Source organism: Sphingobium xenophagum (assembly GCF_031457465.1).
Classification (GTDB): domain Bacteria; phylum Pseudomonadota; class Alphaproteobacteria; order Sphingomonadales; family Sphingomonadaceae; genus Sphingobium; species Sphingobium xenophagum_A.
In genome coordinates, this window is the sequence record NZ_JAVDWV010000006.1 from 81,776 (window position 1) to 96,166 (window position 14,391).

General features: G+C 61.9%; 15 protein-coding genes. 9 read left to right on the plus strand and 6 right to left on the minus strand.

Annotated elements, in window-relative coordinates:
- The first annotated feature begins 24 nt into the window (after positions 1-24).
- The gene (locus J2W40_RS07505) at positions 25-2,223 is read left to right on the plus strand and encodes a TonB-dependent receptor (protein WP_310223221.1); all 2,199 of its coding nucleotides are present in this window, start codon (positions 25-27) and stop codon (positions 2,221-2,223) included.
- A gap of 55 nt (positions 2,224-2,278) precedes the next feature.
- Here the strand turns inward: J2W40_RS07505 and J2W40_RS07510 are convergent, their stop codons facing one another.
- Positions 2,279-2,452, minus strand: a complete 174-nt coding sequence (locus J2W40_RS07510) for a hypothetical protein (RefSeq protein WP_310223223.1) — start codon at positions 2,450-2,452, stop codon at positions 2,279-2,281.
- A gap of 138 nt (positions 2,453-2,590) precedes the next feature.
- Between J2W40_RS07510 and J2W40_RS07515 the strand changes: the two genes are divergently transcribed.
- From J2W40_RS07515 to J2W40_RS07525, 3 genes are all read left to right on the plus strand, one after another.
- Entirely contained in the window at positions 2,591-4,000 is a 1,410-nt protein-coding gene (locus J2W40_RS07515; RefSeq protein ID WP_310223225.1) for a helix-turn-helix domain-containing protein, read from the plus strand.
- Between the two features lie 133 nt (positions 4,001-4,133).
- On the plus strand, positions 4,134-5,366 hold the full coding sequence (locus tag J2W40_RS07520; RefSeq protein ID WP_310223226.1) for an ATP-binding protein: 1,233 nt from the start codon (positions 4,134-4,136) through the stop codon (positions 5,364-5,366).
- Positions 5,367-5,374: 8 nt separating this feature from the next.
- Complete coding sequence (locus J2W40_RS07525; RefSeq protein ID WP_310223228.1) at positions 5,375-5,674, plus strand: hypothetical protein; 300 nt, start codon at positions 5,375-5,377, stop codon at positions 5,672-5,674.
- Between the two features lie 88 nt (positions 5,675-5,762).
- Here the strand turns inward: J2W40_RS07525 and J2W40_RS07530 are convergent, their stop codons facing one another.
- A complete protein-coding gene (locus J2W40_RS07530) occupies positions 5,763-6,635 on the minus strand; it encodes a cold-shock protein (protein WP_310223230.1) in 873 nt (290 codons plus the stop codon).
- A gap of 259 nt (positions 6,636-6,894) precedes the next feature.
- Between J2W40_RS07530 and J2W40_RS07535 the strand changes: the two genes are divergently transcribed.
- From J2W40_RS07535 to J2W40_RS07550, 4 genes are read left to right on the plus strand one after another with little or no spacing between them, the layout of a single operon-like run.
- Entirely contained in the window at positions 6,895-7,512 is a 618-nt protein-coding gene (locus tag J2W40_RS07535; RefSeq protein WP_310223232.1) for a ribonuclease D, read from the plus strand.
- Positions 7,513-7,527: 15 nt separating this feature from the next.
- Positions 7,528-8,175: an LPS export ABC transporter periplasmic protein LptC gene (locus tag J2W40_RS07540; protein ID WP_310223233.1), complete on the plus strand. Its 648-nt coding sequence runs from the start codon at positions 7,528-7,530 to the stop codon at positions 8,173-8,175.
- Positions 8,175-8,726, plus strand: a complete 552-nt coding sequence (locus tag J2W40_RS07545; RefSeq protein ID WP_037473563.1) for an LptA/OstA family protein — start codon at positions 8,175-8,177, stop codon at positions 8,724-8,726. The genes J2W40_RS07540 and J2W40_RS07545 overlap by 1 nt, the downstream gene beginning before the upstream one ends.
- On the plus strand, positions 8,723-9,409 hold the full coding sequence (locus J2W40_RS07550; RefSeq protein WP_310223237.1) for a pentapeptide repeat-containing protein: 687 nt from the start codon (positions 8,723-8,725) through the stop codon (positions 9,407-9,409). The genes J2W40_RS07545 and J2W40_RS07550 overlap by 4 nt, the downstream gene beginning before the upstream one ends.
- Positions 9,410-9,496: 87 nt before the next feature.
- On the opposite strand, the gene J2W40_RS07555 is transcribed toward J2W40_RS07550, so the two are convergent.
- The 4 genes from J2W40_RS07555 to secB form a co-directional block, all read right to left on the minus strand.
- Positions 9,497-10,159, minus strand: coding sequence for a DUF4136 domain-containing protein (locus J2W40_RS07555; RefSeq protein ID WP_310223239.1), 663 nt, complete (start codon positions 10,157-10,159; stop codon positions 9,497-9,499).
- A gap of 162 nt (positions 10,160-10,321) precedes the next feature.
- Positions 10,322-11,326 carry a tryptophan--tRNA ligase gene (gene trpS / locus J2W40_RS07560; RefSeq protein ID WP_310223241.1) on the minus strand — a complete coding sequence of 335 codons (1,005 nt, stop codon included), beginning with the start codon at positions 11,324-11,326 and terminating at the stop codon, positions 10,322-10,324.
- 13 nt (positions 11,327-11,339) lie between these two features.
- Positions 11,340-12,923 carry a murein biosynthesis integral membrane protein MurJ gene (gene murJ, locus J2W40_RS07565; protein WP_310223242.1) on the minus strand — a complete coding sequence of 528 codons (1,584 nt, stop codon included), beginning with the start codon at positions 12,921-12,923 and terminating at the stop codon, positions 11,340-11,342.
- 118 nt (positions 12,924-13,041) lie between these two features.
- The gene (secB, locus tag J2W40_RS07570; RefSeq protein WP_310223244.1) at positions 13,042-13,548 is read right to left on the minus strand and encodes a protein-export chaperone SecB; all 507 of its coding nucleotides are present in this window, start codon (positions 13,546-13,548) and stop codon (positions 13,042-13,044) included.
- A gap of 182 nt (positions 13,549-13,730) precedes the next feature.
- Here secB and J2W40_RS07575 point away from each other — a divergent pair, with 182 nt between their 5' ends.
- Positions 13,731-14,384: a Tim44/TimA family putative adaptor protein gene (locus J2W40_RS07575; RefSeq protein ID WP_310223246.1), complete on the plus strand. Its 654-nt coding sequence runs from the start codon at positions 13,731-13,733 to the stop codon at positions 14,382-14,384.
- Positions 14,385-14,391 lie beyond the last annotated feature (7 nt).

Consider the following 14,391-nt stretch of genomic DNA (forward strand, 5'->3'; position numbering starts at 1 on the left):
CGTTGCCAAGGATGACTATCGTCAATGTCCCGTCTCCTCCCCCTGCGCGCCGGTTGCGCCCTGTCAGCACTATGTGTCGCACCCGCCGTCTTTGCCCAGAGCGGCGATGCCGCGCCTCAAGCCGCTGACCAGGCCTATCATGACAATCGCGCCGACATCATTGTCACGGCCCTGATCCCTCGGCGGCAGGGCGACATATTGTCTGGCACCACGGTTCTGACCGGCGACAAGCTGACCCAGCAGATGCGGACGACCATCGGCGAGACGCTGGCGCGGCAGCCGGGCGTGTCGGCGACGTCCTTCGGTCCCAATGCGTCCCGCCCGATCCTGCGCGGGTTTCAGGGGGAGCGGGTGCGCATCCTGACCGATGGGATCGGCAGTTTCGACGTATCCAATACCTCGGTCGATCATGCGGTGGCGATCAATCCGTTGACCGCCGACCGGATCGAGATATTGCGCGGTCCTGCTGCCCTGCTCTACGGATCATCGGCGATCGGCGGCGTGGTGAATGTGATCGACAGTCGCATTCCACGCCGAGTCCCCGACGAACCCGTGCATGTCGAAGGGCTGGCCACCTATGGCAGCGCCGCCAATGAGCGGACCGTGAGCGGCGAGATCGAAGCCCCGCTGTCCGAAAATTTCGTGGTTCATGTCGATGGTAGCTGGAGCAAGAGCGACGACCTGCGCACGGGCGGCTATATCCTCTCCAAGCCGTTGCGCGCGCTGGCGGCAGAATCGGACGATGCCGAAATCCGCGAAGACGGCATGTTGAAGGGCAAGCTGCCCAACACGGCCGCCAAGACATGGGAAGTGGCCGGTGGCTTTGCCTATGTTGGCGAAGGCGGCAATCTGGGCGTGTCGGTGTCGCACACCCGAAACCGCTATGGTGTACCATCGCGGATCGACGTGTCGGAGCATCATGATGACCATGATGATGATCATGATCATGATCACGATCACGATCACGATCACGATCACGATCATGACGAAGAGGGACACAGCCATGAAGATGTGACCCTGTCCATGCGCCAGACCCGCGCCGATATGCGCGGCGAAGTGGCGACCGGCGGCGGGTTCCTCGACAGCATCCGCCTGCGCGCGGGCTGGGCCGATTATCGGCACCAGGAAATCGAGCCGACGGGCGAAGTCGGCACCACGTTCAAGAACCAGTCGATGGAAAGCCGCCTGGAATTCATCCAGGCCAAGCGCGGCGGCTGGGACGGGGCGTTCGGCGCGCAATTCTTCACCCGCCGGTTCCAGGCGGATGGCGAAGAGAAGTTCCTGCCCAAGAACCAGACCAACCAGTTGGGCGTCTTCACGCTGCAGTCGGTCGATCTGGGCGACACGCGGCTGGAAGCGGGTGTGCGCTATGAACATACCGACCTCAAGGCCGATCCCGACGACGATCTGTTCGTCGATGGGCGGCAGCGCAGCTTCAACGCCCTGTCCGGGTCGCTGGGCATCAGCCAGACGATAATACCGGGCTGGCGCGCAGGCCTGAATCTGTCGCGCAGCGAGCGCGCGCCGTCGGCGGAGGAATTGTTCGCGCGCGGCAATCATGCCGGGACGCAGGCATTTGAACTCGGCAATCCCGATTTCGGCAAGGAGCGCAGTTGGGGTGTGGAAGGCACGTTGCGCGGCGCGGGCGAAGGCTACAGCATCAGCCTGTCCGCGTTCCACAACTGGTTCGACGGCTATATCTATGACGCGATCGTCGATGACAGCGTGTGCCAGGCAGCCAATGGCGGGACGGAGCTGGAATTCCCCTGCTTCGCCTATGCCCAGGCCGATGCCCGCTATTATGGGTTTGAGGCCGAGGCGTCGGTGAAGCTGGCGCAGGTGGGTAGCTATGCGATCAATGTCGATGGCGTGGCCGATTATGTGCGCGCGCACATCAAGGGCAATGGTCCGGCTCCGCGCATTCCGCCGCTGCGGCTGTTGGGCGGAGTGGAAGCGCGTGGCGAGCGGCTGTCGGCGCGGGCCGAGATCGAACATGCCTTTGCACAGGAGCGGATCGCCGATTATGAAACGACGACCGACGCCTATACGTTGGTCAATGCGTCGCTGTCGTTCAAGCCGATTGCTGGCAATGATCGCACCACATTGATGCTGTCGGCCAATAATATCTTCGATGTCGAAGCGCGGCGGCATGCCAGCGTTCTCAAGGATTTCGCGCCGCTCGCCGGACGCGACATTCGGGTGACGGCACGCTTCTCGCTGTAAGGCGGGTATCCAGGGGCGCAGGCGGGGTCAGCTTGCGCCCCTGGACGGCCGGCCGTCAGGCGACCCGACCAAGCCGGTGATAGAGATTGGCATATTTGACCGATTCGGGCTGGTCCTGAACCTCACGCAGATAATGGGCGATGGCTGTGCGGATCAGGCCGAAATCCTCCTGCGAGAAGACCGCGCGCGAACGGGCGGGCTGGGGATGGCCGGTAGTGTCGGTGGTCATGTCCTTGTCCTTTCAGATGCGCCGTTCATCGGCTTGCGTACAGCGATACGGACATAGGTTGCGCGTTTGAAGGACGGTTAGTGGCTGCGTGTCATGATTGGATTTGGTATAACTGTCATTCTATGACAATATGTCCATATGGCAGAGCTGACTGATCGCAAACTCTATCTAGGACCCAAGTTGCGCGTGCTGCGCCGGGAGCTGGGCCTCAACCAGACGCGCATGGCGGAGGAATTGGGGGTTTCGCCCAGCTATCTCAACCATTTGGAGCGCAACCAGCGGCCATTGACGGCCCAGATGCTGCTGCGGCTGGCTAATACCTATGACATTGATATTCGTGACTTCACCGCGACTCCGGCCGAGGGCGGTCCCGGCGAGTTGAGCGAAATCTTGTCCGATGCGCTGGTGCGGGACATTGGAATCGCGCGCGACGAGGTGCTGGAGGTCGCGGAAAATTATCCGGGCGTGTCCGAAGCACTGGCCCGATTCTATCGGGCGCTGACCGATTTGCGGCGCTTGCCGGGCGAGGCGGTGGCAGGCGCGCGCGGCCCGGCCCCGCTGGTCGCGCCGGTGGACTGGTTGCGCGAGATGATCGCACGGGCGGGCAATCATTTTGCGGAGATCGATGCGGGGGCGGAGAGCCTGGCCGCGACGATGAGCGACGATCCGGCGCTGTTGCAGGCGGAATTGCGCGCGCGGTTGAAGGAGCGACATGGCATGGCGGTGCAGGTGGTGCGCGCCGATGTGTTGGCGGGGACGCTGCGCCATTATGACATGCACCGGCGGCGGCTGATGCTGAACGAGCGAATGCCCGCGTCGGGGCGGCTGTTTGCCATCGCCTATCATCTGTGCGCGCAGGAGCTGGCCGAAGCGATCGCCGCGCAGGTGGCGCGCGCCGCGCCGCCCGATGAGGATAGCCGCCGCATCGCCACTATGGCGCTGACCAACTATGCCGCCGCCGCGCTGATCATGCCCTATGACCGTTTTCGTCAGGCGTGCGAGCAGAGCCGCCACGACCTGGCCCTGCTGCGTGATCGATTCGGGGTGTCGACCGAACAACTGGCGCATCGGCTGACCAGCCTGGGGCGCACGGGCGCGCGGGGCATCCCCTTCTTCATGGTCAAGATGGACCGGGCGGGGCTGGTGTCCAAGCGGTTCGATGGCGAGGCCTGGCCCTTTGCCCGCTATGGCGGGGCGTGTCCGCGCTGGGACGCTTATGACGCGGCGGCAAGCGACACAGTGGCGTGTCAGTTGATCGAGACGCTGGACGGGCGGCGCTTCGTCACGCTGGCAGTGGGGATAGCGGGCGCACCGGGCGCGCGCGGCCGATCGGTGATCGCGATCGGGTGCGAGGCGAAACATGGGGGCCGGATCGTCCATGCCGACGGCATCGACCCGGACAAGGACGGCGCGACGGAAGTGGGGCCGACCTGCCCGCTGTGCGAACGGCGCGCCTGCGCGGACCGGGCCTTGCCGCCGGTGACGCGGGCGCTGGATTTGCACAGCTATGAGCGCACGGTCGCGCCGTTTCCGTTTCGGCGGGTTTGAGGGGGGATTCGCTGAAACGCAGGTTAGCTACTGGCGCGCAACCTCACAGGGGCAACCTTACGGGCCGCAAAGTAGCATTGATTTTTAACGTAATTGCTATATTCAGTCTTGCAACTAAATTTAGAGAATGATTATGACAACACAATTTTCTAATCCATTTAAACCAGGCGCAGGTCATATGCCGCCTTATCTTGCGGGGCGCGGTGATGAAGAAGCACAGTTTCGTAAGCTTCTTACGCAAACAGAAATCCTCGAAAATTTAGTCCTGACAGGGCTACGAGGGGTCGGGAAAACAGTCTTATTGGAGACATTCAAGCCCATTGCGATTCAGGAAAAGTGGCTTTGGGTAGGCACAGATTTGTCTGAAGCTGTAAGCCTGAATGAAGCCAATTTAGCTTTACGAATTATAACTGATTTAGCAGTAGTGACATCCACATTTTCGCTTAAATCCGGTGAGAAAGTTGGGGTAGGATTCGGAACAGAACCAAAAGATATTCTGCAGCCTGTGAATTTTGCATTCTTGTCCAATATGTATGAGCAACAGCCGGGAATGGTTGCTGACAAGCTTAAGCATGTCCTTGAATTTGCGTGGTCTCTTGTAAGCCATACCGACAGGAAAGGCATTGTTTTTGCTTATGATGAAGCACAAAACCTATCTGACAATGCTCCTAAAGACCAATACCCTTTATCTATTCTCTTGGATGTTTTTCAGTCAATCCAACGGAAGGGCGTTCCCTTCATGTTGGCTCTAACTGGATTACCAACGCTATTCCCTAAGTTGGTAGACGCAAGAACATTTGCTGAACGTATGTTTAGAGTTGTAAGTCTTCAAAAACTGGGCCGAAAAGATACTATTGATGCCATTAGCAATCCCGTTAAGGCATCAAATTGTCCAATTGCTTTTAATAATACGTCCATAGAAGCTATTGCGGATTTGTCTGGAGGGTATCCATATTTCATCCAGTTCATTTGCCGAGAGGTTTATGACATCTGGATTCAAAGACATGATACTGGCGAAGAACTCGGTATTCCAATAATTGAAATAACTCGAAAATTGGATACAGATTTTTTTGCAGGTCGTTGGGCAAAAGCTACGGATAGGCAACGTGAGTTGATGTGGGTGGTTTCACTGCTAGAAAATTGCGACGAAGAATTTTCGGTTCAGGAAATTGTCGCTAAAGGCGATTTAGTTTTATCTAAGGCATTTACTAGCAGCCATGCTAACCAAATACTTTCTACACTTGCAAGCGCTGGCTTAATCTACAAAAATCGTCATGGAAAATACATGTTTGCTGTTCCCTTAATGGCCGATTTTGTAAGACGACAGGCAGACAGCGGTGGCAGTTCAGCAATCCCGTTCGACTGAGGTCATTTATGGCACAATTTACGGTCAGGGTGGAGTTGCACGGTGCAACTGCTGCTCACTATGAAACTTTGAACCAAAGAATGGAGGCTGCAAATTTTAAGCGCCTTATTTCTGGCACTGATTCAACCGGAGCAAAGGGCTGGTGGCGACTACCCAGCGGTGAATATGATTACGAAGCTGATTCGAAGCCTGAATTAGTAAGAGATCTCGTTAAAATACTCGCTGACTCAGTTAAATCTGGGGCATGGGTTTTGGTCACTCAAGTTAGTGCTAGAAGTTGGAATACCGAGAGAATTCGCAATCAATAGAGTAGTTCAATATACAAAAAAGGGCCGCCCTTTGGGGCGACCCTTTTTCTATCCTCTCCCCGTGTAACAGGGACAGTCAGGAGGCCGTTTAGTCGGCCTTCGTCTGAAGGTTGACGGCGGCGTATTTGCCGCGGCGGTCTACTTCCAGTTCGAAGTCGAGACGGTCGCCTTCGTTGAGGGCGGCCATGCCGGCGCGTTCGACGGCGCTGATGTGGACGAAGGCGTCGGGCTGGCCATCATCGCGCTGAATGAAGCCGAAGCCCTTCATCGCGTTGAAGAATTTGACCGTGCCGCTGGAGCGCTCGCCGGTCAGTTGGCGCTGGGGACCACCGCGTTCCGCACCGCCGAAGCCGCCGGGCGCTGCGCCAAAACCACCGGCGCGGGGTTCGCGCGGTTCGCGCGGCGGGCCGCGATCGACGACCGGGAGCGGTTCGCCTTCGATGACCAGATCGGTCGCCGACACTTTGCCACCACGATCGACCAGGGTGAAGCCAAGCTGCTGCCCTTCGGCCAGGCCGGTCAGGCCAGCCTGTTCCACGGCGCTGATATGGACGAACACGTCTTCGCCGCCATCGTCACGGACGATGAAGCCGAAGCCCTTTTGCCCGTTGAAGAATTTGACGACGCCCTTGCCTTCGCCAACGACCTGCGCGGGCATGCCGCCACGACCGCCACCGCCGCCGAAACCACCGCCGCCGCCGCCGAAGCCGCCGCTGCGCGGTGCGCCGCCGCCGAAGCCGCCACGGTCACCGCCGCCAGCGCCACCGCCGAAGCCGCCGCGATCACCACCAAAACCGCCGCCGCCGCCGCCGAAGCGGTCACCGCCGCCAGCGAAGCCGCCGCCAAAACCACCGCGACCACCGCCGCCGCCGCCGGCACCCTGATCGTAGAAATTGTCGTCGCCGAAACCGTCGCGCTTGTCCTTGCCGCGCCCGCCGCGGCGACCTCTGTCAAAACTCATGCCCTGTTAGTCACTTTCGCTTCGCCCCAAGACCATTCGGACACACATGTCGGGCGAATGACATGCAAAATCCACCGCAAAGGCGGGTTTGGGAATCACTATATCAAATTTTCAAGGGAGCGCGAATGATTTTCACACTGGCGGTCCCGTTCCGTTCCTTTTGCTTTGGGCGCTGTGACTTGGCGGCACTATGGCCCTTCTGCCCGACCATGCAACGCGCCGATTGCGATATGCCCGCTTTACCCATAGAGGGAGGCCTATGACCGTCCATTTCCATGAAGAAGATCTGCCCGCTGGCGTGCTTGCCCCCGGCCCGATCGCCGTCGATACCGAAACCATGGGGCTGATCACCCCGCGCGACCGTCTGTGCGTCGTCCAGATAAGCGATGGCCAGGGCGACGAGCATCTGGTGCGCTTCATGCCCGGCAGCGACTATGCCGCGCCCAATCTGCGCGCCGTGCTGGCCGACCCGGAACGGTTGAAACTCTATCATTTCGGGCGGTTCGATATCGCCGCGATCCAGCATTATCTGGGCGTGGTGGCGGCGCCTGTCTATTGCACCAAGATCGCGTCGCGGCTGATCCGCACCTATACCGACCGCCATGGCCTGAAAGAACTGGTGCGCGAATTGCTGGGCCAGGACATCAGCAAGCAGCAGCAGTCGAGCGACTGGGGCAACCCCGTGCTGAGCGATGCGCAGAAGGATTATGCGGCGTCCGACGTGCGCTATCTGCATGCGTTGCGGGCCGAGCTGGACAAAAGGCTGGTGCGCGAAGGGCGGATGGAATTGGCGCAGGCCTGTTTCGACTTCCTGCCGCACCGCGCCGCGCTCGACCTGGCCGGATGGCCGGAGATCGACATTTTCGCGCATATGTGAGGAAAGCAGAGCGCCGTGTCCGTCCAGGCCGATCAACAACGCGATGTACGCCGCCAATGGGCGCGGCCGGGGGGCAGCCATGACCGCATGGTCAAGCTGCTGAAAAACTGGCTGCCCGTGGCTGTGGGCGTGCTGAGCGCGCTGCTGGCGACTGCGCCCTTCACCGGCGGGGACAAGGTGAGCTTCGTCCTCGACAAGAATAAGGTCGAGGTGGCGAAGGAGCGGATGCGGGTGACCGAGGCGCTGTATCGCGGCGAGGACAGCAAGGGGCAGCCCTTCTCGCTGCGCGCGGGGTCTGCCGTGCAGAAAAGTTCGCGTGAGCCGATTGTGGACTTAAACGCCATGTCGGCGCGCATCCTGCTGTCCGATGGCCCCGCCGTGCTGAGCGCGCAGAAGGGCCGCTATGATATGGACAGCGAGCGGGTCGGCATCGAGGGGCCAGTGCAGTTCGAGGCGGCGGGCGGATACAGGCTGACCACGCGCGATGTCGGCATCGACCTCAAATCGCGGCGGATGCAGAGCGCAGGCCGGGTCGACGGGCGCATCCCGATCGGCACGTTCAGCGCGGACCATCTGGAAGCGGACCTGGGCGCGCGGACGGTGACGTTGAATGGCCGGGCGAACTTGCGTATCGAACAAAATGGTCTCAAAGGGCGCAACTGATGACACGCTCCTTCCTTTTGCTGACGATCGGTGCCGTAGGCGCTGCCGGGATGATGATCGCTGGCGCGGGCGCGCAGGTGATGCAGAATCATGACAGCAATGCGCCGGTCAATTTCAACGCCGACCGGATCGAGGTGCAGGACCGCGCCGACCGCGTGGTGGTGTCGGGCAATGTCGAAGTGACGCAGGCGGGCATGACGCTGAACGCCGCGCGGATGACCGTCGCCTATCGCAACCAGCCGGGCAGTGGCACGAGCGGCGTGGAGATCGACCGGATCGACGCATCGGGCAATGTCGTGGTGACCAAGGGCGACCAGACCGCGCGCGGCAATGTCGCCATCTACGACCTCAACAGCAAGCTGATCACGATGCTGGGCAATGTGGCGCTGACGCAGGGCGGCAATCGGCTGACCGGCGGGCGGCTGGTGATGGACCTCAATAGCGGGCGATCGACCGTGGACGGGCGCTCTTCGGGCGGCGCGGCGGGATCGACGACCAGTCCGAGCGGGCGCGTGTCGGGCACCTTCACCGTGCCGCAGCGGAAGAATTGACGCGCGCCGAGCGGGCTGTGCGCGACCGGGTGCTGGGCCGGGCGGAGGTCGAGGCGTTGCTGGCGGGGGCGGTGCCCCGGCACCTTATCGATTGCGATCTGGAGGGGGCAGACCTGAGTGGTCTCGCCCTGCCCGGCTGGACGTTCGAGACGTGCCAGTTGCGGCGCGTGGATTGGACCGGGGCGCGGCTGGAGGGCACGGTGTGGCGATCCTGTCGCGGGGCGTTTGCGAATTTCGTGGGCGCGGACCTCAATGAAGCGCGCTTCGTCGCCTGCGACCTCAACAACAGCCAGTGGCGCGGGGCGCGGTTGGGCGCAGCCTTGTTCGAACGGTGCAAGCTGACCGGGGCCGACCTGTCGGAGATCAAGGCGTTCGACCTGCGTTTTGACGAGACGCTGCTGATAAACGCCAAATTGCATGGCTTTTCCTTTCGCCAGCAAGTGCTGCAACGCATCGATTTCAGCGCGGCGGACCTGCGCAAATGCGATTTTCGCGACGCGCGGTTTGAGGATTGCAGCCTGCGCGAGGCGCATCTGGCCGACGCCCGATTCGATGGCGCGGATTTGCGCGGGGCGGATCTGGGGGGATTGCGGCTGAACGATGCCAGCCGTTTTCGCGGCACGACAATATCGCGCGCGCAGGCGAGCCAGTTGCTGGGCGAGCTGGGGCTCAAAGTCCTGTAAGCCGCACAAAAACAAGCCCGGCGCTCTTGCGAGGCACCGGGCAGGATTAGGGCCTATGGCTGGGAGCCGACCCAATAAATTGCTGCGTCAGCCCTTCTTTTCGGGCGGCAGGGTGATCTTCACATCCTCGCCATTCTGGCCAGGGAAGTTGGTGAACATCGCGTCAATCAGGTTGGGGACCAGATAGGTCAGCTTGTTCGACAGCGACTGAGCGCTCGCCTTGCCTTCGAACAGGCGAAGATTGTCGGCCGCGCGGTCGATCTTCATGCTGAGGCCGCTGGTATAGACGGTGTAGCTCGACACGTCGTTAAATCCACCGCCGCCAAAGAGCCACGGATCATAGAAGCCATAGCCCCAAGGACGACCCCAGCGACCGCCAAAGCCACCGCCCCATGGGCCACCAAAGCCGCCGCCCCACGGGCCGCCGCCAAAGCCTGTCGAGCGGACCTTTTCACGGCCATTGTCGACATCATAGGCGACGCGGACGATGAGATCGGCGCGCGCGGGATCGCTGGCCGGGACATAGCCGGTCTGTACGAGACGTTGACCAACCATATCGGCATAATGGGCGAATTCGAGGCCGCCCGCGAGTTGCGGATTGTCGGCGACGATGGTGTAGCTCTGGCCCGCGGGGGCCGGGAGCTGCTGGAAACGGGCGACATCGGCCTTGAACGATGTGGCACAGCCCGACAGCGCAACCAGCGCTAGGGCAGGCGCTGCGAACAGACCGAACTTTTTGAAACGGGTCATTTTTCTGCGTCCTGTATCAGGCATGAATCTTTGTGCATCATTGGGGCCTGTTCTAGCAAGCCACAACTGAACATCATTTGAACGCACGAGAAAACCGAACGGGCGCAAACCATGTCCTGTTACCTTAGGGACGCCACGGCCGGTCACAACCCGTAGATTTGGTCAGCGCATCAGCCCCATCGCATCATAGGCCGCGCGCAGTGTCGGTTCGGCCGCCGCCGCCGCCTTGGCCGCGCCCTTGTCGAGAATCGCGTCGAGCGCGGCGTCGTCGGTGCGCAGTTCGAGGAAGCGCTGGCGAATCGGGCGCAGCGTTTCGACCAGCACCTCGCCCAGCGCCGGCTTGAACGCGCCGAAGCCTTGGCCTGCAAATTCGGCGCAGACGGCATCGGGGGTGCGGCCGGTCAGCGTGGCGAGGATGCCGACGAGGTTGCTCGCCTCCGGTCGGCCCGCCAGGCCTGCCGCGGTTTCGGGCAGGTTTTCCGGGTCGCTCTTGGCCTTCTTCACCTTGGCCATGATCGCATCGTCATCATCGGTCAGGTTGATGCGGCTCATGTCCGAAGGGTCGGACTTGGACATTTTCGCGCTGCCATCGCGCAGCGACATGATGCGCGCCGATTCCTTGGGGATGATCGGGTCCGGCAGGGTGAAGAGATCGACGCTGAAATCGCTGTTGAACTTGGCGGCGATGTCGCGCGCCAGCTCCAGATGCTGTTTCTGGTCCTCGCCCACGGGGACATGGGTCGCATTATAGGCGAGGATGTCGGCGGCCTGCAGCACCGGATAGACGAACAGGCCGACCGACGCGCCTTCGCGGTCCTTGCCCGCCTTGTCTTTGAACTGGGTCATGCGGTTCAACCAGCCGATGCGCGCGGTGCCGTTCAGCAACCAGCAGAGTTCGGCATGGGCGGGGACGCGGGCCTGGTTGAAGAGGACGCTGCGGTCCGGGTCGATCCCGGCTGCGACGAGTGCTGCGGCCATGTCGCGCACATTGCGGATACGCTGTTCGCGCGCTTCATGCACGGTGATGGAGTGCATGTCGGCGAGGAAGAAGAAGCACTGGCTATCTGCATCCATCTCGTCCTGCATCTTCACCCAGTTGCGGATCGCGCCGAGATAATTGCCAAGGTGCAGATTGCCGGTGGGCTGGATGCCGGAAAGGACGCGCATGGGATGATCCGTTCTATTGCGTTATGGTCGTGCCGCGCCGACGCATCAGCGCCTTGATATCCGACAGCCGGTAAGCGCCGGTGACGAAGCAGGCCAGCCCGTAGAGCGTGACGCCCGCGCCGACAAGTATGGCGAGCGCGATATAGCGCTGGACCATGGCTCCGCTGAGCCAGGGATCAAACAGGCTGGCCCCCGCGATCAGTGCGCCGCCCATGATGAGCGCGGCGAGCGCGAGACGCGGCAGGCGACGGCGTAGTCCCGCATCGGCGGCGAAATGCCCGCGCTTGACGAGGGTGCGATACAGCATCGTCACATTGACGGTGGAGGCGAGCGCGGTGGCGAGCGGCGGGCCGATATGGCCGAGCGTCGGGATAAGCGCGGCATTGCCGATGATGTTGATCAGGATCGACAGCATGGCGTAGCGCACCGGTGTCCGCGTATCGCCGCGCGCATAATAGCCCGGCGTCAGCACCTTGACGAGGACATAGGCGGGCAGGCCGATCGAGAAGGCCGACAGCGCCCAGCCGCAGCGCATGGCGTCTTCGGCGGTGAAGCGGCCATATTGGAACAGCCCGCGCACGATTGGTTCGGCGACGGTCAGGAAGGCGATGGTGGCAGGCAGCGTCAGGAACAAAGCGAGTTCGATGCCCCGGTTCTGCGTTTCCATCGCTGCCTCATCCTCGCCCTTTGACAGCATCCGCGAAATGGTGGGGAGCAGGATGGTGCCAAGGCCGATGCCGATGAGACCCAAGGGGAGCTGGTTCAGCCGGTCGGCATAATAAATATAGGTGATCGAGCCGGAGGCGAGCAGCCAGCCTGACAAGGCGGTGGAGACGAGCAGATTGACCTGCTGCGCCCCTGCCCCGGCCGCGGCAGGCACGATGAGGCGGAGCAGTTCGCGGACATCCTTGTCGAGGCGGGGGCGCTGGAGCTTGAGCGAGACGCCCGCGCGGCGGCAGGCCCAGATCAGCCAGAGCAGTTGCAACGCGCCGCCCACGGTGACGGAAATCGCCTGCACTCGCGCGGTTTCATATTCGTCGGCGCCGTGGAAGAACCACAGGCCGCTGATCATCGCGACGTTGAGCAGGATCGGCGCGGCGGCATTGACCCAGAATTTGTCGAGCGAATTGAGAATGCCGCCCAGCAGCGAGGCGATGGAAATGAGCGCCAGATAAGGGATGGTGATGCGCGAGAGCGTGACCGCGAAGGCGAACTGGTCCGGGGTCGGATTCTGCCGCGAAAAGCCGCCCGACAGCGCCCAGGTGATCGGCCAGGCGGCGGCGATCAGCGCGAGGGTGAAGAGGATGAGGACCGGCAGCAGCACGGCGAGCGCGCGCTGGGCGAAGTCATAGCCCGCAGGCAGCCCGCCCTCCCCCGCCGCTTTCTTGTTGAAGAGCGGGATGAAGGCGGCGGAAAAGGCACCCTCGGCAAAGAGGGCGCGGAACATGTTGGGGAGGCGGAAGGCGACACCGTTGAAGGCGTCCGACGCGAACCCCGCGCCGACATAGCGGGCCGCAAGGGAATCGCGCACCAGCGCCAGGATGCGACTGACGAGCGTCAGCCCGCCGACCGATCCCAGGGCGCGGATGAGTTTCATGGCATTGCCCCCGTGCCCGTTCGCCCTGAGCTTGTCGAAGCCCCACACTTCCTCTTCAAAGACATGTGCGGCCCTTCGACAAGCTCAGGGCGAACGGAGACAGGGGTCATCCTGCTTGTCAGGCGTGACCGGCGGGTTCGCCTGCGGTCTGTTCCAGTGCCTGGGCCTGTTGCAGGTAGAGCGCGCCGAAATCGATCGGGTCGAGAATGAGCGGCGGGAAGCCGCCGTCGCGGATCGCGTCGGCCAGCACGCGGCGGGCGAAGGGGAAGATGAGGCGCGGGGCTTCGGCCAGCATGAAGGGCTGGATCTGCTCTTCGGGAACGTTGCGCATGCCAAAGATCGCGGCATAGAGCAGGTCGACGGCGAAGGCGGTGCCCTGCGGTCCGACGGCCTTGACGTCGATCTTGAGCGAGATTTCCATCACTTCTTCGCCGACGCGATCCGCGCCGATGTTGAACTGGACGTCGATCTGCGGCTGATCGGGCCACTGGTAGACGGCCGGGGCGTTGGGATTTTCGAAGGACAGATCCTTCACATATTGGCTGATCAGCGCGATTTGCGGCGCGGTGTCGGCGCCGTTGGCCTGGCTGTTGATATAGGGGTTGGTGTCGGCTTCGTCGGCCATGGTCCGTCCTTATATGGTCAATAATGTCCGGTGGGCCGCAACCCCCCGCGATGTGACCCGCGCGCTTAGCAGGGGGCGGGGAACAGGGCAATGGCACCGGCACGAAGGGGCTATTTGAAGTTGGGCACAAACATGCCTATGTTGGTGGGAACATTCTCCCCGCACAAAGGGTATAGATTTCCGTGTATGTGATCGTCATCCTCGCCATGATAGCCGGTTTTCTGGCGCTCCGGCTCTATTCCGTGCTCGGCAAACGTACCGGGCACGAGCAGGAGCCTGCGCTCCGCCCCGCCGAAGATCGCGCCAAGGTCACGGTGCTGCAGCCCCGGCCGATGGCAGATGGCTCTGGCGATTCGGTGCGTTTGGCCGAAGGGCTGATTGCGCCGGGTGCGGAAAATGGCGTGCGCGCTTTGATCGCCGCCGATCGCAGTTTCGACGTGCCGCAGTTCGTCGACGGGGCCAAGAGTGCCTATCGCATGGTGCTGGAAGCCTTTTGGCGCGGCGACCGGGACGAACTGGCCTGGCTGTGCGACGATGATGTGCGCGCGTCCTTTGAATCGGCGATTACCGCGCGGGAGGCGGAGGGCCATGTGCTCGACAACCGTCTGGTGCGGATCGAGAAGGCGCAGATCGTGGAAGCGTCCGTCAATGGCGGCGTCGCCCAGGTTGCGCTGCGGTTCGAAGCCGATATCGCCGCCGTCACGCGCGATCAGGATGGCAATGTGGTCGCCGGATCAATGACCGATGCGGTCGGGACCAACGATATCTGGACCTTTACCCGCGATATCCGCAGCGCCGATCCCAACTGGAAGCTCAGCGAAACCGACGAAGCGTGATCGGGGC